The 21,379-nt window shown below is 57.0% G+C and carries 15 protein-coding genes and 3 pseudogenes; 12 read left to right on the top strand and 6 right to left on the bottom strand.

Annotation, left to right across the window (positions count from 1 at the left end):
• The first annotated feature begins 503 nt into the window (after positions 1-503).
• The 3 genes from METAC_RS0108865 (at position 504) to METAC_RS0108855 (ending at position 4,099) form a co-directional block, all read left to right on the top strand.
• Positions 504-1,661: a glycosyltransferase family 4 protein gene (locus tag METAC_RS0108865; RefSeq protein WP_026606746.1), complete on the top strand. Its 1,158-nt coding sequence runs from the start codon at positions 504-506 to the stop codon at positions 1,659-1,661.
• A gap of 229 nt (positions 1,662-1,890) precedes the next feature.
• On the top strand, positions 1,891-3,852 hold the full coding sequence (locus tag METAC_RS0108860; RefSeq protein ID WP_026606745.1) for an autotransporter outer membrane beta-barrel domain-containing protein: 1,962 nt from the start codon (positions 1,891-1,893) through the stop codon (positions 3,850-3,852).
• Between the two features lie 64 nt (positions 3,853-3,916).
• Positions 3,917-4,099, top strand: coding sequence for a transposase (locus METAC_RS0108855; protein ID WP_026606744.1), 183 nt, complete (start codon positions 3,917-3,919; stop codon positions 4,097-4,099).
• Between the two features lie 129 nt (positions 4,100-4,228).
• On the opposite strand, the pseudogene istB reads toward METAC_RS0108855, so the two are convergent.
• Positions 4,229-4,967 (bottom strand): annotated as a pseudogene (gene istB, locus METAC_RS22970) (IS21-like element helper ATPase IstB).
• Positions 4,967-6,466, bottom strand: a complete 1,500-nt coding sequence (gene istA / locus METAC_RS0108845; RefSeq protein ID WP_026605912.1) for an IS21 family transposase — start codon at positions 6,464-6,466, stop codon at positions 4,967-4,969. Before istA ends, istB begins: the two are co-directional and overlap by 1 nt.
• Positions 6,467-6,878: 412 nt before the next feature.
• Between istA and METAC_RS22965 the strand changes: the two genes are divergently transcribed.
• Complete coding sequence (locus tag METAC_RS22965) at positions 6,879-8,192, top strand: hypothetical protein (RefSeq protein WP_036255412.1); 1,314 nt, start codon at positions 6,879-6,881, stop codon at positions 8,190-8,192.
• 166 nt (positions 8,193-8,358) lie between these two features.
• Here METAC_RS22965 and METAC_RS22960 read toward each other — a convergent pair whose 3' ends face one another.
• On the bottom strand, positions 8,359-9,441 hold the full coding sequence (locus METAC_RS22960) for an IS3 family transposase (protein WP_051335477.1): 1,083 nt from the start codon (positions 9,439-9,441) through the stop codon (positions 8,359-8,361).
• Between the two features lie 785 nt (positions 9,442-10,226).
• Between METAC_RS22960 and METAC_RS22955 the strand changes: the two genes are divergently transcribed.
• The 6 genes and pseudogenes from METAC_RS22955 to METAC_RS27300 all read left to right on the top strand — a co-directional run bounded on the left by METAC_RS22955 (position 10,227) and on the right by METAC_RS27300 (position 16,561).
• Positions 10,227-11,378 (top strand): O-antigen ligase family protein, encoded by a 1,152-nt coding sequence (locus tag METAC_RS22955; protein ID WP_210162538.1) that lies wholly within the window; start codon positions 10,227-10,229, stop codon positions 11,376-11,378.
• 271 nt (positions 11,379-11,649) lie between these two features.
• Positions 11,650-12,490 (top strand): annotated as a pseudogene (locus tag METAC_RS22950) (IS5 family transposase).
• 306 nt (positions 12,491-12,796) lie between these two features.
• The gene (locus METAC_RS26405; RefSeq protein WP_156898153.1) at positions 12,797-13,210 is read left to right on the top strand and encodes a hypothetical protein; all 414 of its coding nucleotides are present in this window, start codon (positions 12,797-12,799) and stop codon (positions 13,208-13,210) included.
• 86 nt (positions 13,211-13,296) lie between these two features.
• Positions 13,297-15,585: a polysaccharide biosynthesis tyrosine autokinase gene (locus METAC_RS0108815; RefSeq protein WP_026606742.1), complete on the top strand. Its 2,289-nt coding sequence runs from the start codon at positions 13,297-13,299 to the stop codon at positions 15,583-15,585.
• A complete protein-coding gene (locus METAC_RS0108810) occupies positions 15,560-16,369 on the top strand; it encodes a hypothetical protein (protein WP_156898152.1) in 810 nt (269 codons plus the stop codon). The genes METAC_RS0108815 and METAC_RS0108810 overlap by 26 nt, the downstream gene beginning before the upstream one ends.
• A gap of 66 nt (positions 16,370-16,435) precedes the next feature.
• Positions 16,436-16,561, top strand: coding sequence for a hypothetical protein (locus METAC_RS27300; RefSeq protein WP_280642959.1), 126 nt, complete (start codon positions 16,436-16,438; stop codon positions 16,559-16,561).
• Between the two features lie 297 nt (positions 16,562-16,858).
• On the opposite strand, the gene METAC_RS22945 is transcribed toward METAC_RS27300, so the two are convergent.
• The 3 genes from METAC_RS22945 to METAC_RS0108790 all read right to left on the bottom strand — a co-directional run bounded on the left by METAC_RS22945 (position 16,859) and on the right by METAC_RS0108790 (position 20,070).
• Positions 16,859-17,044: a hypothetical protein gene (locus METAC_RS22945; protein ID WP_245257452.1), complete on the bottom strand. Its 186-nt coding sequence runs from the start codon at positions 17,042-17,044 to the stop codon at positions 16,859-16,861.
• A 199-nt stretch (positions 17,045-17,243) separates the two neighbouring features.
• Positions 17,244-18,728: a tyrosine-type recombinase/integrase gene (locus METAC_RS22940; protein ID WP_425338906.1), complete on the bottom strand. Its 1,485-nt coding sequence runs from the start codon at positions 18,726-18,728 to the stop codon at positions 17,244-17,246.
• A gap of 154 nt (positions 18,729-18,882) precedes the next feature.
• Positions 18,883-20,070: a PA0069 family radical SAM protein gene (locus METAC_RS0108790; protein WP_084143535.1), complete on the bottom strand. Its 1,188-nt coding sequence runs from the start codon at positions 20,068-20,070 to the stop codon at positions 18,883-18,885.
• Between the two features lie 455 nt (positions 20,071-20,525).
• Here METAC_RS0108790 and METAC_RS0108785 point away from each other — a divergent pair, with 455 nt between their 5' ends.
• Both METAC_RS0108785 and METAC_RS27435 read left to right on the top strand, forming a co-directional pair.
• Complete coding sequence (locus tag METAC_RS0108785; protein ID WP_026606739.1) at positions 20,526-20,909, top strand: hypothetical protein; 384 nt, start codon at positions 20,526-20,528, stop codon at positions 20,907-20,909.
• A gap of 155 nt (positions 20,910-21,064) precedes the next feature.
• Positions 21,065-21,379, top strand: a pseudogene (locus METAC_RS27435) (hypothetical protein); the annotation flags it as partial.

The following is a 21,379-nucleotide window of genomic DNA, read 5'->3' as shown; positions in this document are numbered from 1 at the left end:
CCGGCCGCGATGTCGCTCTAAGGCGTCGAACCGCTCCCAGCCGTGTGTCGCAGTTCAGTTCGGTGTAGTCCATGCCGGGGGTACGCACCGACGTATTGGCGATACCGTTCAGGGCCGAGATACACCCGGCAGCCTATGTTGTTCCGCTCTCTACCGCGGCAAGCCAGGGCATTGAGTTTGGAAATTCGAAAAGGCGGGTCTATAGAGTTTCGCCGCAGCAACTGCGGCCCATGAACGAAGCGACCTCCGTCGCTCTTCTTACGCACTGGGTTGCGCTGATGGGACGAAGCTCGCAACTCTATTGAGAGAATTACGTCAAGAATCGTCGAATGATTTTTCTTGCCGACGCCCGCGACTGTCCGCCGGGCATTCTAGAGACTCGATTTCCGGGAGGGACCTCTCGCAGCAAGCGGCCAATATCGGCTTGTTTAGCATTTTCAATTTTTTAGAAAACCCTCGTTTTTGCTCCGCGCTCAAGTGAGCGCTCGTAATCGGTGAAGAGCATGGCAATTGCACGACCCGGCCCCAACCGCATAGTTATTTCAGTGAACTCGTCTTGGAACATAGTCAATTTCCGTTCCGGGCTGGTGGCGGCATTGCGTTCCGTCGGTTACGAGGTTGTAGTGTTGGCGCCCCGTGATGAATACACGCCGCGGATCACGGAAATGGGCTGCCGTTTCGTGCCAATCGCCATCGACCCCAATGGCATCAATCCGATGACAGACGCAGCGTTGTTTACAGCCTATTTGAAGCGACTGCGTGACATTCGCCCAAACATATATCTTGGCTACACGATCAAGCCCAATATATATGGCTCTCTCGCTGCGCATGGTCTTGGCATTCCTGTTATCAATAATATTACCGGCCTTGGGGCGGCATTCTCCGGAAACGGTGCGCTATGGTGGGTTGCTGACATCTTGTATCGGTTGGCGCTCGCGCGATCGCATCGTGTGTTTTTTCAAAATGGCGATGATCGCGCGCTGTTTATCGACCGAAGCATCGTAAGGCTTGAACAGGCAGAGCTTTTGCCCGGCTCCGGCGTAAATCTTACGAAGTTCCACCCGGACGCGGCTCCGCCCGCGGCGCACTGCCCGGAATTCCGGTTCCTGCTGATTGGCCGCTTGTTGTGGGAAAAAGGGGTCGGGGAATTTGTGGAAGCGGCGAGGACCTTGAAGGCGGAACATCATCGGATCATTTGCACTCTTTTAGGCTTCGTTGACGTCAAAAGCCCCGCGATGGTCGATAGGACGGTGATTGAGGGCTGGGTGAGGGAAGGGGTTGTCGAATATCTCGGGGTGACCGATGATGTTCGTCCGGCCATCGCGGCCGCCGACTGCGTGGTGTTACCTTCTTACTATCCGGAAGGAACGCCGCGCACGCTTATCGAAGCGGCCGCCATGGCAACGCCGCTGATCGCCGCCGACGCGCCGGGGTGCCGAGATGTTGTGGAACATGGCGTTAACGGTTTGCTATGTAGCATTAGAGACTCGGGCCATCTTGCAATGCGCATGCGCGAAATGTTGTCTCTCTCGCCCCAAATGCGCAAGCAGATGGGGCGAGCAGGACGCCTCAAGATGGAGCAAGGGTTCGATGAGCGCATCGTTATCCATCGCTACGCCGAGGCGATTCACTCCGCGCTTTCTCAGTCTCGTAACAAATAATTGTCATAATAGCGATAGCCATTTCGTGGCTCAGTTCTTAGTCCGAGCTTCGGAGTTCGGGTGGCCGACGTCTGCGTTAAGAAAAGCCTTAACCGAGGGAGGGGCATGGCGGTTCACTCACTTCGAATGTCAATCGCGGTCTCCATCGAATCTTCGCAAATTTGACGGAATCACTACCCCTTGAAATCACCCATTTCTCTTTCAGTCAGCCTTTTAAGGAGCGCGTGAAATGATATGCGGTGTCGTTTGTGCGGATGAGTACGGAGCAGTTGGCGATGGTGTCACAGACGACAGCAACGCGCTGCTTGCGGCGCTCGCCACTGGAAACAGCATGGCTCTTTCTACCGGAAAGACGTATCTTGTCTCTAAATCTTTGATACTTAACCAAGCCTATTACACCGGCCAGCCTGGCAAACCGCAACATTTGTACGGTCACGGCGCGACACTAAAGCGTGCGGCGCAGTTCTCGACAACCTTCACCACGACGATAACCGCTGGCGTCACAAAGCAGATCACAGTGGCGGACGCATCCGGGTTCGAGGTCGGGCAGAGCATCTGTATTCTAAATGGCTCAACTTACGATAACGTCACTGGCAATAATGTCATCACGGAGATCAGCGGGAACCTTATCACTTTTGCCTCGACATTCGGCATCTCCGCTTCCGGCACGACATCCGCCTACCTGTCGTTTTACTTGCTGCAACTTTTCGACGGATGCACGGTCAGGGACTTGGAGATCGACGGCAATGCATCAAACTATACGTTCAATCGTTGGGAAGTGACGATAGACATTTACTCGCGTGGTTATAACAACGTAGTTCAGACGTGCTTCATCCACGACTCGCCTGGAGACGCAATTCAGGAGGGCCAGACTGAGCTAGCATCGAGTAATCCGGTCGATTCTGGCAATCGGTATATTCACAACAAAATTTGCAATATCAATGGAAACGGCATCCATTTTAGCGGCAGCATTTCTCCTTTGGTCGAGGGGAACCATATCGAAAACACAAATTTACAAGGCGCCGTCGTTGGCCATAGCGGGGGAAACATTTGTTTTTCCGCCTTTATACGCGACGCCAGAATTATAAATAACTATCTCGGCGCCGGAGTTTCTGGTGTTGGTTTGTTTCAAACCGCAAATAGCATCGGAACGCTTATCCGCGGCAATATCATTAGAAACTCGACAACATCGGCCTTCCTTGCCCTTGGCGGATCTGCTCCAAACGCGGTTTTTGGGGTGATGATCAAGGAGAACTTTATTTACGATTGTAGCAATATGAACTTGACATGGACGAACTCTCCGCTCTCGTTATATTCCGGCTCCGGGAACACAACCTCGGGAAGCCATTATATTAGCAGCTTCTCCATGCCCGCCGGTTTGTCTTTGACGACCCTCATCGGTTTGTCGATTTCCGGCTCGGGTATTCCGGCCGGCTCAATCACTATCGGGGCTAATCTTGCGGGCACGCAAATTACAATTGGCGACCGCGGGTTTAGGCCCGTGAATGCAACGGCTACCGCGTCAGGTGTTTCGCTGACGCTCGCGGGCACGTATCCGACCAACATAATGATCGACGGTAATTATATCTTTAACACGCCGTGCCAAATCAATAGTGCGTACAACCTCAATATTACGAACAATATTTTCGATTTGCATGTATCTAACGCTGCTAACGCATTGGCTTTTGGTGGGATTGGATCGTCAACTGATACGTCGCTTAGCAACGTCGTTATCGCTGGCAATCAATTTACTAATGGCAGTGTCGGCATCAACTTCGGCCCTCTTGGTGCGATAAATCCGCCCTACGTCAATAATATAGCCATTCGCTCCAATTTATTCTATAATCAAACAAGTAGATGTGTGTATATGGACGCCATAATAAATGGCGGGGTTGTTGACGTCATAGATAATATACTGAATCCGGCCGTGGGTTCTGGAATATATGCGATGTCGTTATCGACGGCAAACGCACGGGTGCAGGATAATCACGTCTCCATGACAGGCGGAACTGCTGGTATAGCCCTTTTTGACAGCGCAATGTTCGTCGAAGGAAATAAAATTGACGTTGGAACATCAACCTATTCGATCATTATCGAGTCTGGCACGAGCAACAATGTCGTCGTTAACAACAAACTCTCTATGGCGCTAACCAACAATGGCTCAGGCAGCACAACGACGCCGAATTATTAATTTACGTCTTAGAGTCCGTTTGAGCATGGTTGAGGGATCTTGGGCGGCGTGATTCAAGACCGGGATGTGGACCCGAGCGAATCGCGCCGAAATAGCGGCTATCGAGAAGAAAACCAAACGTTATCCGATCGATCTGACCGATGAGGAGTGGGAGCGGATCGAGCCTTTCCTGCTCCTCCCGGCGAGGAAGCGGCGTAAGACCTCGGTCGACCTGCGCGAGGTCTTGATGTCAAACAGCATCGAATAGGGACCGCGGATTTGCATGGAAAGGGGACCGCACTTTGATGCGGCAGGAACGACAGCGCTCGCCCCGGCGCAGCTGGTCGGGGTTGCGCAGCCGGGGCGAGCGCGGTGGGGAGAGGCTTTGCTTTGAAGGTCAGGCGCGGTTTTTGAAGCGCCAGCTTTCGTTGCCGGTTTGACGATGTCGCAGTGATGGGTGAGACGATCCAGCAGCGCGGTCGTCATCTTGGCGTCGCCAAAGACGCTTGGCCATTCGCCGAACGCCAGATTGGTGGTGACGATTGCCGAAGTGCGTTCATAGAGCCGGCTGACGAGATGGAAGAGCAATTGCCCGCCGGCCTGCGCGAAGGGCAGATAGCCGAGTTCGTCGAGAGCGATGAAGTCCATCCGGGTGAGGTAATCGGCGATGCGTCCCTGACGCCCGGCGCGCGTTTCCGACTCCAGCCGATTGACGAGATCGACGACATTGAAGAAGCGCCCACGCAAGCCGGAGCGGATGCAGCTGCGCGCGATGGCGATGGCGAGATGGGTCTTGCCGGTTCCCGTGCCGCCGACGAGAACGATGTTGCGCTGCTGCGCCACGAAGCCGCCGCCGGCGAGATCGCGCGCCAGGGTTTCGTTGACGGTCGCCCCGTCAAACTCGAAGTCGTCGATGTCCTTCGCCAAAGGAAGTTTGGCGATGGTCATCTGATATTTGATGGAGCGCGCTTGTTTTTCGGCGATTTCGGCCTTGAGTAGATCGCCGACAATCTGTGGCGGCTCATGCTGCCGCTTGATGCCGGTCGACATCACTTCATCACTTCATCGTAGGCGCTCCTCATGCCGAACAGCTTGAGTTCTCCCATGAGGTCGAAGATTTGCGTGCGTTCCATCATCAGCCTGAATTCCTCAGTTGATCGTAGCGGGCGCAATCGGCGAGCGGGACATGCCGGAGCTTCAGGGCGTCCGGGGTGACGATGGTCAGCGGCGGACCAGGACCGCGGCGGCGCGCCAGAATGTTGAGAATGACGTCGGCGGAATGGACGCCCTGGTCCAAAGCCTCGGCGCAGGCGGCCTCGACCGCCGGCAAACCATCGTTGATAACCGCCGCGAGGATTTTCACCATCTGGCGGTCGCCGTCGGCGGAGCCTGTGAGCTTGCGCCGGATTTTCTCCATCGCGGCGGGCAAAACCCAATCCTTGAACGGCGCGCCGTTCCTCAAGGCGCCGGGCTTCTTCGCCAGAACCGGCACGTAATGCCAAGGATCGTAGGCCGTCTCTTCGCGGCCAAAGCGGCGGCGGTGTTCGCCGACCACGAGTCCATCCTGACGGATGACGATGCGGTCGGCGTAAGCGTGGATCTCGACGGGGCGGCCAATGGCGCTCGCCTTGACCGAATATTTGTTGCTGTCGAAGCGCACCAGGCAGGTCTTGGACACCGAAGCGCTCACCGCGTGGAAGCCGTCAAAGCGACCGCCCAATGGCGTGAGCTTGGGGCGCTCTTCCTCAAAAGCCTCCCACACCGTCTTGTCGGCAATTTCGGGATGACGATGGGCCTTGGCGTAGGCGACGCATTTGTCGAGAAGCCAGGCGTTCAACTCGTCGTAGCTCTTGAATCGCAGACGCGGCGTGAAAAAGCGCTCGCGCACCAGGCCGACCTGGTTCTCGACTTGTCCCTTTTCCCAGCCGGACGCCGGCGTGCAGGCCACGGCCTCGACGAGATAATGCCCACACATCTGAAGAAAGCGGCGGTTGTATCGTCGGTCCTTGCCGACGAGGATCGTCTCCACCGCGGTTTTCATGTTGTCGTAAATGCCGCGCGCGCAGGCGCCCTTGAAAAAGGCGAAACCACGGTCATGCGCGTCGAACATCATCTCCTGCGTCTCGCGCGGATAGGCGCGCGCAAACAGCATGCGGCTGTGGCAGAGCCGCATGTGCGCGACTTTCACGGTCGTCGTCACGCCGTTCAGCACGACGATTTCGTGGCCCCAGTCAAACTGGTAGGCCTCGCCAGGAGCAAAGGCGAGCGGCACATAGGCTTGCGCCAACGCCGCGCCGCGCTCCTTGCGCCAGCTTATCGCGTAGCGCCGAACCGCGTCATAGCTGCCGTCATAACCAAAGCCGCGCAGGTCTTCGAACAGCCGAACAAGCGTCAATCGCTCGCGCGCCGGTTTCGCTTCGTTCTCCAGCAGCAGGGCATCCAGCCGCTCGCGCCACGGCCCGATCTTGGGAATCGGCTGCATCGAGCGCTCGTAATGGAACTCGGTCGCTTCAGAACGAATGACCTTCCGGACGACCTTGCGGGACACATGCAGCTCCCGGCAGATCTCCTTGATCGGCTTCTTCTGAACAAAATACGCCCGACGAATTTTGGCGATCGTCTCCACAACAAGCATTCCAATCTCGGCCTCCCAAAATCCAGGAGGCCAGTGTGGACCCTCAGCTCCGGGGCCCCGATTGGACGCAAATCACCCCAAAACTGGCGTCCTTATTCCATGCTTATTCACACGGGGGAAGCGAATTGACACTTTTGGGTTTCTTCGGCCGGCGGGCAAGCGTCGGAGCGCCGGAACGAATGAATTGGCACATTGAGAACGGCAGCCATTACGTACGTGACGTGAGCCTCGAGGACGACGCGTCACGCATTCGCAAGAACCCCGCTCAAGCGGGAGCGCGACGAGTGCCGAGCCTGTCTCAGTCGTTGTGTTCTTTTGGGGCGAGATCATGGTGACACACGTTCCGCGTCTCGTTGCGTTTTTCTTGTCAACACTGTGCCTCTGCCGTTCGCCTGTCTATGCGGAGCCAGCTTTGCCCGGCTCCATCCAAGTTACCAAGCTTGACGACAACGTGCCGAACTACGCAACCTTCGGCAGCCAAACTCCCCATGTTGCGGCGAACAACAATGGCATCTTCGTCGTCTACCTCGCACACGAGAAGCCCGGTACCTTAAATATGAACTGGTCCAACGTCTTTCAATGGGTATTGAAGCGGAGCACAGATGGTGGTCGAACCTTCACGACTGTCTTTACCGGGCCGTTTCGCTTTGGAAAGGCCCCGGAGATAGAAACCGACGAAGGGGATAATATTTATCTGTTCGACGGATATTATTCGCCACGGGGCACCGACCTGCACAGCACAAATCTTTTGATGTACGTTTTTAGTAATATTGACAACTACAGACGACCAAAGGTTTCCGAGTATGCCCACGAATCTGCCGGAAAATACACGGCGCTTTATGACGTACAACGCAATCAATTCTATTATCTCGGGTTTGGGCAGGATTCTCCGTTTCTTGTGTTGGCAAAAGGCGGTGACGTAACTTCCCGATATAATTTCTTCAAGACCGGCCAACTAGCCGAAGCTGAATATGTTCATATGGCGATGGATGGCGGAAGGCTGTACGTCGCCTGGACAACTACGCCACTTGGCAACTGCGGAGGCACCCCTCACGAGTGGCATTGCTCAACACCGGTTTATTACAGCATTCATTTTATATATTCTGACGATGGAGCGGCCACATGGAAGCATCCAGATGGAACGGCTTTTACATTACCGGTTGTTTCCGATACAGGTGGGCTTGCCCCCAATATCGTACCCGAGAAATATCTTGGGCAACAAGCAGCATGGCTGGCCAATATGACAGCCTCACGGGGGATCGTGCACTTTATGTACCAACTCAGCCCCCTGAAAAACGAAATATATCAAGCATTCAGGACCGCGCCTTTTTCGACCGTGCATTGTTTAGAGAATGTTTTTGGCCCTCCGGCTAAATCGGGCGGATTTGGCGGAGGTGGGTTCGTCGCTTTCGGCAACGATGGTATCATAACGCACGACAACGCGGGTAATCTATATGTTGTTACGCTCGACACCTCAAAGCCATCTTCGGGAGCGGCGAGAGGGACATTGGCGGCTCCGCTTATTGTACTTAAGAGTAGCGATGCGGGCGCAAGTTGGAGTACGATTGCGTCCAGTGTTCAGTCCTTCGCGGGAAACTCGTTTATTAGCGGACCGCGTGTTGTGTCATCGAAGTACGGTATCATAGGCGTGTTTACGGGAAGCGAAACGGGCTCGTGGGAGCCTAATGCTCATCAAGTATATTTTGTTCGGATAACTGTTTGGTAATTGCTCGCTCCGGGTGGCGCGGGATGGCTAAAGGGTTAAGTCGACCCCTTGGAGTTTTCCGAGGCTGTGCACGCTATGCCGGCGTGCGGATTGAAATGGACTCGTGCAGCGGGACCGCTTGAACCGGTTTCTTAGTTGGAAGCCCGACTGCTCCTGTTCCTGTCTGTTATGCCGCCAGCGGTTTTGTCTTCTGCTGTTGCTGTCGGCATGTAGTTAATGCGGCAGCGTTGTTTGTCATATCCACATCCTTTGCGGTCGCCGTTCGTTCAAGCCAAACTGACACTGGGGTACGATAGCTAAGCGCCTGATGAAGGCGTCGGCTGTTGTTGAATTCCATCCACGAAAAGATGCCGATTTTTGCGTCTCGGCCATCGGCATAGTTCTTGAGATAGATGTCTTCATACTTCAGGGACCGCTGCAGGCGCTCGATGAAGACGTTGTCCATCGATCGGCCTCGACCGTCCACGGAGATCTTGATCCCGGCCACCGTCGGTGCGCCGGCAAAAACGGCCGAGGTGAACCGCGAGCTTTGTTTCGTGTTGAAAATCTTCGGTTTGCCGAATCGCGCCAAGACGTCCTCGAGCGCGGCGAGGCAGAACGACTTGCTTTTCGTGTTGGAGATGTGTCGCGCTAAATCCGCGCTGCTCACCCAATCGATGATCGCGACGAGATAGAGGAATCTGCGCGCGATGGGGAGATACGTGATATCAGCGGCCCAAACGCGGTTGGGCTGCTCGATTTTCAGATTGCGCAGGAAATAAAGGAAAGTCTTGTGGCCCAGCGCTGGCTTGTTCGTATTCGGGTTCGCGCCTGGCGCCGCGATTTCCATTTTGCGCATGAGCTGCTGGAAGCGCTTGCGGTTGATGGTCTCGCCTTGGGCTCGCAGCATCTCCGTCATCCGACGCGAGCCGAGAAAGGGCCGCGCGTTGAACAACTCGTCGAGGTGCCGCATCAGGTTGAGATCGGTGTCGTTGGCGGGCTTCTCGGGCCGATAATCGCAAGAGTGCGCCACCTCGGTCAAAGCGCGTTGTCGGCGGATCGACAGCGTCTTGTCGCTGCGGTCGGGCATCTCTCGACGGTCCGGCGTGCTCATATTCCGGACCTCCGTGGCAAAAAAATCGCGCTCCACCGTCAATTGGCCGATCTTCGCGTAGAGGTCGTCGACCTTTTTTGCACCGCCTTCTCCGCGTCCGGGCGGACACTCGAGTCGAACGCCCGCGCCGCTTTCTCCGGAAGCTGCTTCTTCCAAGCATAAATCTGGTTCGGGTGGACCTCGTACCGCTGGGCTAAATCGCCGTCGTCGCGTGCTCCCGCATCGCCTCCAGGGCGATTTTCGCCTTCAGCGCCGCATCAGTCCGCGAGCCTCGCTGGCTCGCGGGCGGCTTTTCAATTCCAGGCCAGAAGCGTGGACCGTCATGTCCTCGATCATGCGGCGGCGCGGAGGGTTTATCTCGCCCATCTGGAGCTCGCCTGTCCTGAGAGGGGTTGATGTGACAATCACATCCTATCGGACAGGGGCCTTCAGCTCGGAATCCTCGCCGCTTCTACTGCGTAGCGGCTTCGTTCAATTCTATTTGTCAATGGGACCTAGGATGCCGAGATCGATCGCGCCCTTCTTGCATTTTGGGGGATCTTGTTCGAGCGGCTCAGTTGTCTGCAAGCCGACGATCCTGTATTCGTTGCCGAGGCAAAACGCAGCCTAGAGTTTGAATGGGAGAACTAGGCTTGGCCTCAGCTGATGCGCCGCACGCCGAACCAGTCATCTCGACGCCAGCGGGAGCGGAAACCGCGGCCGCCAGCGGCGCAAACCGGATCGCGGTTTATCTGTTATTTATCACGGCCGCGGCCGCCCCATTGCCTTTTGGATCACGCGATGCGACGACGGTCGCGATTTGGTGCATTCTTCTTGGAATTGCCGTTGTTTCGGCGTCCGTGCGTGAACTTGGCAAGCCCCAACAGGCCCTGCTTTTGGGTGTAGGGCTTATCGTCGCTTGCTACGCCTTCGTCCTGCACGAACAGCTGTCAGACAAGCCCTTGATCGCCAAGCCGCATCCGCTTTGGGCGGAGGCGTCGGGCTTGCTAGGTGACGGGCTCATTTCCTCCGTCTCCATTGCCAAATGCGAGCCATTTTACAGTTTGGGCCCCACATTGGCGGCGATTCTGGCTCTGACGCTTGGCGTAGTCGTCGGGTCGGACCGCTCTCGGGCCCGTCAGCTATTGCTCGTCGTGGGGTGGTCCGGCGTTGGATACGCCTGCTATGGGATCATCAGCAATTTGGTTGAGCCCACAATGATCCTCTGGCGCGAGAAGGGAACCTATGACGGCAGCGTCACGGGGACGTTCATCAACAGAAACACGGCGGCTACCTATTTCGGATCCTGCGCGGCCATCTGGTTGCTGGTTCTCTCGGAACGCATCCGGGAGCGGCTGCCCGCAGGACCGCTGCAGTTCAGGGATTTTTCGCAACATTCCCTGTCCAAATTGCGCAGAAATGCGGCGTTCGCATTTTTGGCGTTCTTCATCTGCTTCATGGCTCTCCTGATGACAGCGTCGCGCGCCGGGGTGATGGCGTCCATGTTCGCCCTTGTCGCAGCTTTCACTTTATTCTTTCGCCGCGACTTGCCCAAACGAAGCGGCTTGGCGTTGCTGGCGACCGGCGCCGCCGGCGTCGCGCTCGTCTTGGTGCAGTTCCTGGGAGGATCAGTTAGCCAGCGTTTCGATTTGCAAAGCCTTGCTGATGAAGGCCGCCTCGACGGCTATCGCTCGACCTTGCAAATGATCGCCGAACATCCGTGGTTCGGCACTGGTCTTGGAACCTTCGCCTGGAGTTTTCCGACTTACCGAAGCGCTGAAATTTCCCTCTTTGGCGTATGGAACCGCGCCCATAGCACGCCACTCGAACTCGCCGCCGAGCTCGGAATCCCGCTCACCGCTGTGATAGGGCTCGGTTGGATCCTGATTCTGACGCTTCTGATCCGCGGTGCCCGAAGACGCCGCCGCGATGCCGTTGTTCCCTTGGCGGCGCTCTCCGTTTCGTTCATCGGCCTGTTGCATTCGATCGTGGACTTCAGCTTGCAGGTATCAGGCTACGCGATCGTCGCATTCGCGGTCGTAGGCGCCGGGTTGGGGCAATCGTTTCGAACCTCCACAGATCAAATTGGTGGCAAGATCAAACCATCACTTTGAGAGTTTAGATTTGAAAAAATGGTTGCGCCAACGAGAATGCTTATACAAAATTTAACCTTAAGCATTCCGTCAGGAGCTCTTTCCATCTTCGATGACTTGATTTGTCTCTTTGGTCGGGTTCTCAAATCCCTTGGAATGAGCCAGTCTAATCGCCGAACCTGCCAGGGGTGATCGATATGTTCTGGCCTAAGAGCCGATCCGAGAACTTCTTGAGTCGGATGATTCGGTTGTGATTCGGTTGCGAATGTCATGATTCGCAAGGGAGCGCGGCATGTGGAAGCCAGAACATCGTCTTGCCGCTGACCGCCGCGGCCTTCGTTATCCGAGCGACCTGGGCGACGCCGAGTGGACGCTGGTCGCTCCGCTCATTCCACCGGCGCGGCGTGGCGGACGGAGGCGGTCGATCGACGGGCGTGAGGTCCTCAACGCGATTTTCTATGTGCTGGCGACCGGCTGCCAATGGCAGGCCTTGCCAAAAGATCTGCCGCCCAAGAGCACGGGCACTTCTATTTTCAGCTGTGGGATTGGGACGGCGTATTGGAGCGCATCCACGAGGCGCTCTATGTCGCGGTTCGAGAGGCGGCTGGGCGAGAAGCAAGCCCAAGCGCCGCAATCATCGACCCCCAGAGCGCCAAGGCGGCGCAAAAGGGGGCTTGTCGCTTGCGCCTCAGGGCTTCGATGCGGGCAAGAAGGTCACGGGGCGCAAACGCCATATCCTCGTCGACACTTTCGGTCTGCTCCTCGGCGTGAGCGTTCTGCCGGCCAACATTCAGGACCGCGACGGCGCGCGCGACTTGCTGAGCCGAGCGCGGCGGCGCTTTCCCTTTATCGAGCGGATCTTCGCCGACGCCGGATACCAGGGACCGAAAATGGCGAAGACAATTGCCGCTACAGGATGCTGGAAGATCGAGATCGTCAAGCGCTCCGATCTTCACCGCTTCGTCGTCTTGCCGAAGCGATGGGTCGTCGAGCGGACCTTCGCCTGGATCAGCCAAAACCGCCGCCTGATGCGAGACTTCGAACGCTATGCAGGAACCGTCGTAGCCTTCGTCCGCCTCGCTATGATCCGCCTCCTGCTCAAACGCCTGACCAAGCCAAGCCATTGCTCATGAATTCATTCTTCTTGGATCGGCTCTAGGATAGCGGATTGTCTTGACTGGCTCCGGAGCGCTCCTCTCGGTCCGCGCCTCCTTGTCGATCAGACGGCGGAGGGCCTCAGGGACCACTCACGATCGCAGAAGTTCGCGATCAGCCATGGAGCCTTTGTCCGAGGTTGAGGTCAGGCTGCTGACGTGCGCAAAAACCAATATGTCCAAATTTTGGCAATCGGTTGGGCTGGCTTGCCCCCGGAGAGCTTTTGGCGTACTATTATAAATTAACGAACTGTTCTTATCTCTCACTTAAGGGGAGGGCATATCATGTTCGCTCGTATATTGCTCGGAAGCGTTTTGGCGATGACGCTCGTGGCTTTTCATCCGGCTGCACCCGTGAATGCTCAGCCAGCGCCCATTTTCGGCAGCGGCGGCGTTGAAGGAGGCGCTGAACGGAAGTTCTTGAGGCTCTTGGAGGGTCATATTTGGGCCGGAGAAAGCGTTGCGCAAGTAGATGCTGACCCGCAGTTGGAGCATGTCTTTCAGTCGGTTGGACGAAAGGGCGAACGCGTTGAGCTGTTGTTCTTGATGGCCCTTGAGGGTGATATTGGGCGTCTTAGTCAGCTTTATGCTCAGGCTGGACTTAGCGCGCAAGCAGCAGAATATCAGAAGTTCTTGAGTCTTTTGCAGGCAAACGTTTCTGCATGTCAGCAGGGGCAATGTCCTGTCAGCCCGTTTTAGGCAGGAGGGAGCCAACAGTTGCGCTTTGGCGTGACTCTCCGCACCTCATGTGGTGTTTGGTGATGCTCTTGAGGCGGGTTTCCCATATGCTGAAAACCTATCAGGGCTCGCCTCAATCTAATTACAAGCCCTCTAATCATGAGCGAGATTTGCCCGACGGGTCAAGCCTGGCCAACATCGTCAAGTCCTTCACAGCCATCGTCCGCCGGCAGCTTCCCATTTTCCTCCTTGTCATTCCCTGCGCCACAACGCTTGGACTATTGTATCTATTGGCCACGCCGTCGAGCTACACGGCCGTCGCTCGGATGGTCATCGACACGCGCAAAGTGCCGGCTTTTCAGCAACAGCAAGTCATCGGCGAAACGACAATCGACGCTGTGGCGGTGGCGACGCAGGTCGAGGTTCTTATGTCCGAGAACGTCAGTCGAGCTGTCATTAAAGATCTCAAGCTGACAGAAGATCTGGAATTTGTCGGCACAGGCGCCGGCCTTCTCGGCGCGTTCTTCAATCTGATTTCCAGCACGTTTGGCTCGGGCGCGGCGGTATCCGAATCCGAGCTCCAGCGCCGAGCCCTCGCCGCTTTCGAAAGCCGTAGGAAGATCACCCGCGTTCCGAACACTTATGCGATGCAGATTTCATTTCGGTCTCTTGATCGCGGCAAGGCTGCTCAAATCGCTAACGCAATTGCCGACGCCTATATCGTCGACATATTGGAAGCCAAGTATCAATCCACGCGGCGGGCCAGCGTGTGGCTGCAGGAACGCATCGCCAGCCTGCGCGCTGACACTCTGAAAAGTAAACAAGCTCTCGTCGAATTCAAGCAAGCGAACAATATCGTCGAAAGCAGCGGAAGGCTGATGAACGAGCAGCAGATGAGCGAAGTCACTAGCCAGCTTATCCTCGCCCACGCCTCGACCGCCGAGTCAAAAGCTCGCCTCGACCGCGTCCGACAAGTGATGACGCAGGAAATTCCGGATGCTTCCCTTGCCGACGCTTTAAAAAGCGAAGTGATCATTAAACTGCGCGGGCAATATCTGGAGACTGCCGGCCGAGAATCGGATTGGTCGAAAAAATATGGCGGCGCTCACTTGGCTACGATCGCTTTGCGCAATCGGATGTTGGAATTGCGTCGCAGCATCGCCGATGAAATGGGGAAGATCGCGCAGAGCTACGAGAGCGAATATGAAATAGCGCAGACCCGAGAGGCCGCCATCCAGAAAAGCCTCGAAAGCGCGGTCGCTGATTCCCGCATTACCGGCCACGCGCAAGTGCAATTGAGCGAGCTTGAGAGCAATGCTCAGACCGCGCGGACCATGTACGAGAATTTTTTGCAACGCTATATGGAAGCGGTTCAGGAGCAGTCCTTTCCGATTTCCGAAGCGCGGCTGATTAGCCCAGCGGACTCCCCAACAACCAGAAGCCATCCAAATACCCTGTTTGTCCTCGCGGTCACTGGAGCCGGGGGCATGATGGTCGCCTTCGGCGTCGCGGCGCTGCGCGAGGCCTCTGATCGTGTGTTCCGCACCGGCGCCCAAGTGGAGGCTACACTGCACGTTAACTGCATTGCGATGCTGCCCATCTTAAAGCCGTTCGCTCCTCCCGTCCCTGACGAGCAAGTGGACGCCGCAGCTCTCGCCAAGCAAAGACGCATCGGGCTATCCGATAATCTGATGCGCCATGTCGTGGATGCGCCGTTTTCGCAATTTACGGAATTGCTGCGATCACTGAAAGTAATCGCCGATCTGAACGGCATCGTCGCGGCGAATCGGGTTATCGGCTTCACCTCGAGCTTGCCGAACGAGGGGAAGTCCACCATCGCAGCGAATTTCGCGTCAATGATTGCGCACGCCGGATCGCGAGTGATCCTTGTTGACGCCGATCTACGCAATCCGTCCATCTCTCGACATCTTGCTCCGAAATCGGCCGCGGGGCTGGTCGAGGTTGCGGCAGGGCGAATAGCGCTCAATGACGCAATATGGACCGATCCCGCGACTGGACTGATTTTCCTGCCGGCCGGCCCAGAGTCCACGAAACTGCTGCATCCAAATGAAGTTTTGGGTTCGCTCGCCGTCAACTCCTTATTCGACAAGCTCCGCGGCGCATATGATTACGTTATTGTCGATTTCCCGCCTCTTGCGCCCGTCGTCGATACGCGGACGACCACAAGTTTCATCGACTCCTACGTCTATGTCATTGAATGGGGCCGTACCAGAATCGATGTGGTCGAACATAGTCTTTCAAACGCCCGTGAGGTTTATGATCGGCTGCTTGGCGTCGTACTGAACAAAGCCGACATGTCCGTGCTTCAACGCTATGAGCGATATAGAACTACTTATTACTACAAGAAATATGACCAATACAAAAATGTCAAATAACGACGCTAGTCGCCTTACAGGCCGGTCAAGAAAATGGCTTTATGTAGCTTCGAGCCGTTTCATTCTGATTTCTATCGGGGTGTTTTCGATTTGGTGGGGCATTTACACTTTTCCGGTCTTTTGGCGCGACTCCCGTCTGGACCATGCGGCGGACAATATTCTTGAAGGCGAAACGTTCAAACGCGAGACCTTACAAAGCCTGCTCGCCGACGTGGACTCCGCGGAAAGAGTCTGGGTCCGTCCAGAGGTTCTCAGAAGTGCTGCGATTATTCGGCTTCGACTTGCCGAACAAGGTACTAGCGTTAAACGCGCTAAGCCCTCCGGCCCGGTCATTGATCAATTGGCCGCGTCCATTCAGCGCTCATTGTCAGCGGCGCCTGCCGATCCATTCCTCTGGCTCGCACTCTTTTGGGCGAAGACCATGACAGATAACTGGGGCAAACAAGATTTCGCCTACTTGAGGATGTCCTATCTTGTTGGCCCGCATGAAGGCTGGGTCGCAGTTCTCCGAAACTATATAGTCATCAGCCACTTCTCCGAGCTTCCACCGGATTTGGCCAACGCGGCGGTGACGGAATTCAAGGATCTGGTCGCATCGGCATATTACGAGCCTGCCGTCAAGATTTTGGCCGGCCCGGGATGGCCCATACACGACCTGTTATTGCATCGCCTTATGGACGCGCCGGAAGAGGCTAGAAATCGTTTCGCTCGATCGGCGGATCAGCTTGGGTATGATATTGATATTCCAGGCGTTAAACGTCCTGAGCCACGTCCATGGCGATAAGCATATGCCACGGCCGTGACGAACGTAACTCTCCTGCGAGCGCGGTAGATTAAGGCGGATCTGGCGATGACCGCTCAGCAAAGGCTGACCGCCTGGATTGGGGGGAAATCCGAGGAAGATATTGATCCGCTGTGGCTCCAGATCCCGTTGCGAAACCCGTTCAAGCCGCTTCCGCTGATCTTGAAGAGCTGATCACCGCTCCCCAAGATCCCGCAAGAGGGCGCGGCAGCTTCTGGAGGCGATGCCGCGGGGTCCCCGCCCTTGTGTCCTTCTGGCTCGCCCTCACATGGGTGCTGCGGGGGAGTCGGCGGAATTCCTCGACAGACGGGGGCGGTCGATCGCGGGCCAGCCATTCTTGCAAGCGTCTTCGGGCCATGTGTGGTCAACGGCGAGCGATCAAGGACCGGCGGAAGTCGTTGTCGTCACGCGCCTGCAGGCGGCAGCCCAAGCGTCGAGGTCTTCGACCGCATAGCGGACCCATTTGCCGAACTAATAATAGATCGGACCACCGCCGACGGACCGATAGCATTCCAGGGTGTGGGGCGTCAGCGCGAGGTAGCGAGCGGCCGCTTCGGTATCGACAAAGCGGATCGCGCCTGCATCCTTCACAAATTCCGCGCGTTCGAGAATATCGGCCGTCGGCCAGTGCCGCCGTGAATAAGATTTCTCATGCATCGGTCGTCTCCCCGGTTTTGTTGGCGCGCTTGGCGCCCAACGGGATGGCCCTGCTTTCTGCGCGGCGATGGCGCAAAGGCTGGTAGTTTCGAAGCTTTGTCCGGGACGTGTGTTGACCGAGCTCCAGGCCGAGCGGTTTTCCGGCTAAGGCGGATGTGGCGGTTGCCGGCGCGAGGGCGGCTGCTCGACCGATCAGGGTTTATCGCCGCTGGGCGACTGCCTCGGCCGCCGCTCTTATCGGGTCGTCCTCCGTATGGACGTAGCGCATAAACACGGTGACGCTCTTGTGAGCCGTGAGCGCCATGCCGACCTTAACCGGGATGCCCGAATTGGCGATGTCTGTCGTAGAACGATGGCGAATTCCGTGAGTGCCGATATGCGCGACGCCTGCGCGTTCTTGGATTCGCCGCCAGCCCAAAGCGTAAGTGTGGTGCGGCATGGGACGACGGGGATCGAAAATGGACGGAATGACGTAGGGGCTATTTTCAAGCCGAGGTGCATTGGTGAGAAGGGCGAAGCTCTCTTCGCTCATCGGTTTTGAAATTTCGCCCGTCTTGCTATCGGGCCAAACCACGCGACGGTTTGCAAAATCCACCCAAGCCCATTCCAGGCCAATGATTTCGGACATTCGGGCTGCGAAAGCGAACTGGAGCCGCACCGCAAGCGTGACGAAGGGATGCTCCACGCCTTCCGTTTCAGCGCGATCGAGATAAGCGAAGATGCGCATCATCTCTTCGTCGGTAATGAGCCGGGTCTTCCCGGTCTCGCGATACTTGGAAATATGGCGGCACGGGTTCGTGCCGTCGTCGCGAAAACCCCAGACCTCGGCCATGTTGAACATCTTGCGCAGGCAGGAAAGCACACGGTTCTCCGTCACCGGGTGCTTGTTCAAGCGGGTGACCAATTCCGAGACGTCCCGTGTGACTTCCCGGACCTTTTTCGATCCGATGCTCGGCAGGATATAGCGGTTGATATAGCCCAGATTGCTTTTAGCTGTGCTCACGCTGTTCTTCGGTCTTGAATAGTCCTCCAGGAACTTGTTGCAGAGTTCCCGCATCGTCGGCGCGGTGCGGGCCGCAGATTTCTCGGCGCTGGGATCTTTGCCTTTGCGCACGTCCGCCAGCCAATCCCGCGCAATGGATCTGGCTTGTTCGACGGTCAGTTCCCCGAATCGTCCGATGGCGGGCTTATGGCGCTCCCCGGCGTTCGTTCGATATTGCACCATGAAAACCTTGCGGCAGGTGCGCGTGACTTTCACCAGCAAGCCGGGTAGCAAGGTGTCGCGCAATTCGCAGTCCTTTAATAGCGGCGTCGCGCTATCGACTGCGGTCTTGGTCAGCTTTATTGTCGGCATATTCGCTCCGTCCGATGCCAAATTCCAGGGGCCACATAGGAGCCACCAGACATCCTGCTGCGTCGCAGGTCCGGCTACGGAAGGGTGAAAGGCCCTGACAGAAAAAGCTAGCCTGTTCAGGGCTTTGTCGTAGAAAAACGCGCAACCGGATAAACACAGAATAACCCAGTCGCCGCAGCTTAAAATCCCTCGATCCTTGATCATACGGGTTCGATTCCCGTCGTCCGCACCACATTGATCAATCAAATTTTTGGCCAACTTGGCGGGGATCGCTCGCGGCGAATCCGCTTCCCCGCCTAAATCGGCCCCGCAAAATCCGATCCGCTTCATCGCAAGCCGAATCCGAACTCGCGAAGCGCTTTGGAGACTCATTCGCGCCCCTTGAGAAAGCTGCGAACGGGACAGCCAACCATCAGGCAGCGCTTCGGCAGACCAGAGCGGCCGCCCGCCGCTCCGTCTAAATCTCTCTCTATTTCGCTGCGATCTACAGTAAACGCAATTGTTCACCGCGACGAACGGGGGCGACGAACAGATCGCAGCGCAGCGACATCCGGCGTCCCGCGAGGCCGAGCCGTTTAACTGCAGTTTCGAACCTGCGTCCGATCATCCATGCGTAGGGACCGGAGCCGGTCATCCGCTCCCCGAACTCAGCGTCATAAAGCTTGCCGCCGCGCGACGAGCGCACCAAAGCGAGGGCGCGCCTGATCTTGTCCGGATAATGCGCGAGCAGCCATTCGGCGAAGAGCTCCTTCAGCTCATGCGGCAAACGCAACATGACATATCCGGCTTCACGGGCGCCCATGGCGTGGGCGCGAGTCAAGATTGCCTCGATTTCCGCGTCATTCACTGAAGGTATGATCGGCGCGACCATCACCGCGGTTGGTACGCCGGCCTCCGCAAGCAGCTTGATCGCCTCAAGCCGGAGTTTCGGCGCGCTGGCCCGTGGCTCCATCTTGCGGGCGAGGATTGGATCGAGGGTCGTGACGCTGAGGGCGACTTTTACGAGGCCTTTTCGAGCCATGGGCGCGAGAACGTCGAGGTCGCGAAGAATCAAATTGGATTTGGTGACAATGGCGACCGGGTGTTGAGCCCGCGAGAGAACGCCCAGAACGCTGCGCATAATTTGCTCCCTACGCTCGATCGGCTGATAGGGATCCGTGTTGGTTCCGATCGCAATGGTCCGAGGCCGATAATTGGGCGCCGCCAATTCCCGCTCGAGAACCTCGGCCGCGTTCCGCTTGGCGAAAAGCCGGGTTTCGAAATCTTGGCCGGGCGAAAGCCCGAGATAGGCGTGCGTTGGCCGCGCGAAGCAATAAATGCATCCGTGCTCGCAGCCCCGGTAGGGATTGATCGAGCGATCGAAGGATAAATCAGGTGAATCGTTGCGGGTGATGATCGATTTGGCGCGCTCCGGCGTCACATGCGTCGGCGTCGCCTCGACCTGGACCCCGCCGCCCCAGCCGTCATCTTCGGAAAAACGCGCCTCGGCTTCGAAACGCCCGCTGGCGTTCGACAGTGCGGCGCGGCCGCGCCGCACTCTGTTGAGCGACTTTGTCTCGGGCTCATTCAAACAAGCCGCCGCTTCAGAATTAGAAAGCAGGCCGACATCCGGGGGGCGCCCCCCCGCGCCGATTCGGCGACTTGGCGGCGAGCCTTCTCGAATTCGCGACATGGATTGGGTCATTTTGTCATTTATCAGCTAACAAATGTTCGTCGAACGTGAGAACAATAGGGGATGTTAAAGAGAACAAAAACAGAATATATGGATGTAAGTCAAATGTTCCTGTGGATAAGTGCGGCGGCGAGGATCCGGCGGCTCAAATGTTTCCGAGGCCGGCTGTCGCCCCTCGGACCCAGCGAACGAACGCGCGGGAGATGGCTTTTGGTTAGCTTCGGGCAAGGCGCGGGGGGTAGTGATGGCCTTTTCATGGGAGCGCGTCCTGAGCAGATGAGTTTCTATCGGAGGCAGATTGGTCTTGGATCGGCGCGCGCCTGCGGTCGACCAATGCGCGTCGCTGTTCAGTGCAGTCTGCGACCGGGCGTTCGACGCGCCATCAAGCGTTCGACAAGTTCAAGCATTCAATACGTTAATGCCCTCGTCCAAGCTGCCGCCGAGAAGTCCGCGCTATGAAATTTTTGGCTCTCTTCGCCCTGGTCTTTTCCATTTTTTCGCCGGGCGGCGTCGCCGCCGCCGCCAACCTTTCCCCTTGCGACGTGACTGGTGCGATAGGGCCTGAGGCGCGGCCGCACGACGGCGTTCCGGAGTTTGACGTCGCGCGTAATTGCGCGATGGCTTTCATCTCGAAAGAAGCAAAGGGCGAATGCATCGCTCGGGAAAATCTCGCCCGCGCTAAGATCGCGATCAACTGGTTGTCCTTGTCGGACGGGGTTAGGCGCATCTGCGTCGAGAGGATCCCCAGGGAAACGGCCCGAGCATATTTCGCGCTGGCCGATTGCGTGCTGAAAGAGGGGCGGCTCGACAGGTTCAGATCGACCGACGCTTCACGCTGATCTTCGCGCATTGGTCTCGGCGGCGCCGCGGGGCGTGAATATACTCAAGTCTGAAACTGGTGCGAGTTCTAATCGACGGCTGCAAATGGAAGGCGCCGCCGAAGGACCTGTCCCTAAGAGGACCGCGCGTTTCTACTTCATGCTATGAGACTCGGATGGAACGCTCGACCGGATTCTCGAGGCGATTTATGCCGCTGTCCGTGAGACCGCCGGGAGAGAGGCGAACCCCAGCGCCGCGATCATCATCGACTTGCAGAGCGCCAAGGCGGCGCAAAAAGGGGGCTGCGACTCGTCAGCAAGGATTCGTCGCGGGCAAGAAAGCCACGCGCTGCAAGCGCCACATCCTCGCCGATACGCTTGGCCTCCTACTCGGCGTGAGCGTCTTGCCGGCCCAAATCCGAGACCGCGACGGCGTCCGAGATTTATTGCTGCGCGTGAGGAGGCGCTTTACTTTCATCGAGAGGTTTTTC

Origin of the sequence: Methylocapsa acidiphila B2 (genome assembly GCF_000427445.1) — a bacterium.
Lineage (GTDB): Bacteria > Pseudomonadota > Alphaproteobacteria > Rhizobiales > Beijerinckiaceae > Methylocapsa > Methylocapsa acidiphila.
Note: the sequence above shows the minus strand (reverse complement) of the source record. Positions and strands in the feature narration are given on the sequence as shown.

What these genes read in the sequence shown, in the direction of transcription:
- METAC_RS0108865 (WP_026606746.1), top strand. Translation starts at nt 504, where the DNA reads ATGGCAATTGCACGACCCGGCCCCAACCGCATAGTTATTTCAGTGAAC.
- METAC_RS0108860 (WP_026606745.1), top strand. Translation starts at nt 1,891, where the DNA reads ATGATATGCGGTGTCGTTTGTGCGGATGAGTACGGAGCAGTTGGCGAT.
- METAC_RS0108855 (WP_026606744.1), top strand. Translation starts at nt 3,917, where the DNA reads ATGTGGACCCGAGCGAATCGCGCCGAAATAGCGGCTATCGAGAAGAAA.
- istA (WP_026605912.1), bottom strand. Translation starts at nt 6,466, where the DNA reads ATGCTTGTTGTGGAGACGATCGCCAAAATTCGTCGGGCGTATTTTGTT.
- METAC_RS26405 (WP_156898153.1), top strand. Translation starts at nt 12,797, where the DNA reads ATGTTCGCTCGTATATTGCTCGGAAGCGTTTTGGCGATGACGCTCGTG.
- METAC_RS0108815 (WP_026606742.1), top strand. Translation starts at nt 13,297, where the DNA reads ATGCTGAAAACCTATCAGGGCTCGCCTCAATCTAATTACAAGCCCTCT.
- METAC_RS0108810 (WP_156898152.1), top strand. Translation starts at nt 15,560, where the DNA reads ATGACCAATACAAAAATGTCAAATAACGACGCTAGTCGCCTTACAGGC.
- METAC_RS27300 (WP_280642959.1), top strand. Translation starts at nt 16,436, where the DNA reads ATGACCGCTCAGCAAAGGCTGACCGCCTGGATTGGGGGGAAATCCGAG.
- METAC_RS22945 (WP_245257452.1), bottom strand. Translation starts at nt 17,044, where the DNA reads ATGCATGAGAAATCTTATTCACGGCGGCACTGGCCGACGGCCGATATT.
- METAC_RS22940 (WP_425338906.1), bottom strand. Translation starts at nt 18,728, where the DNA reads ATGAAGCGGATCGGATTTTGCGGGGCCGATTTAGGCGGGGAAGCGGAT.
- METAC_RS0108790 (WP_084143535.1), bottom strand. Translation starts at nt 20,070, where the DNA reads ATGTCGCGAATTCGAGAAGGCTCGCCGCCAAGTCGCCGAATCGGCGCG.
- METAC_RS0108785 (WP_026606739.1), top strand. Translation starts at nt 20,526, where the DNA reads ATGAAATTTTTGGCTCTCTTCGCCCTGGTCTTTTCCATTTTTTCGCCG.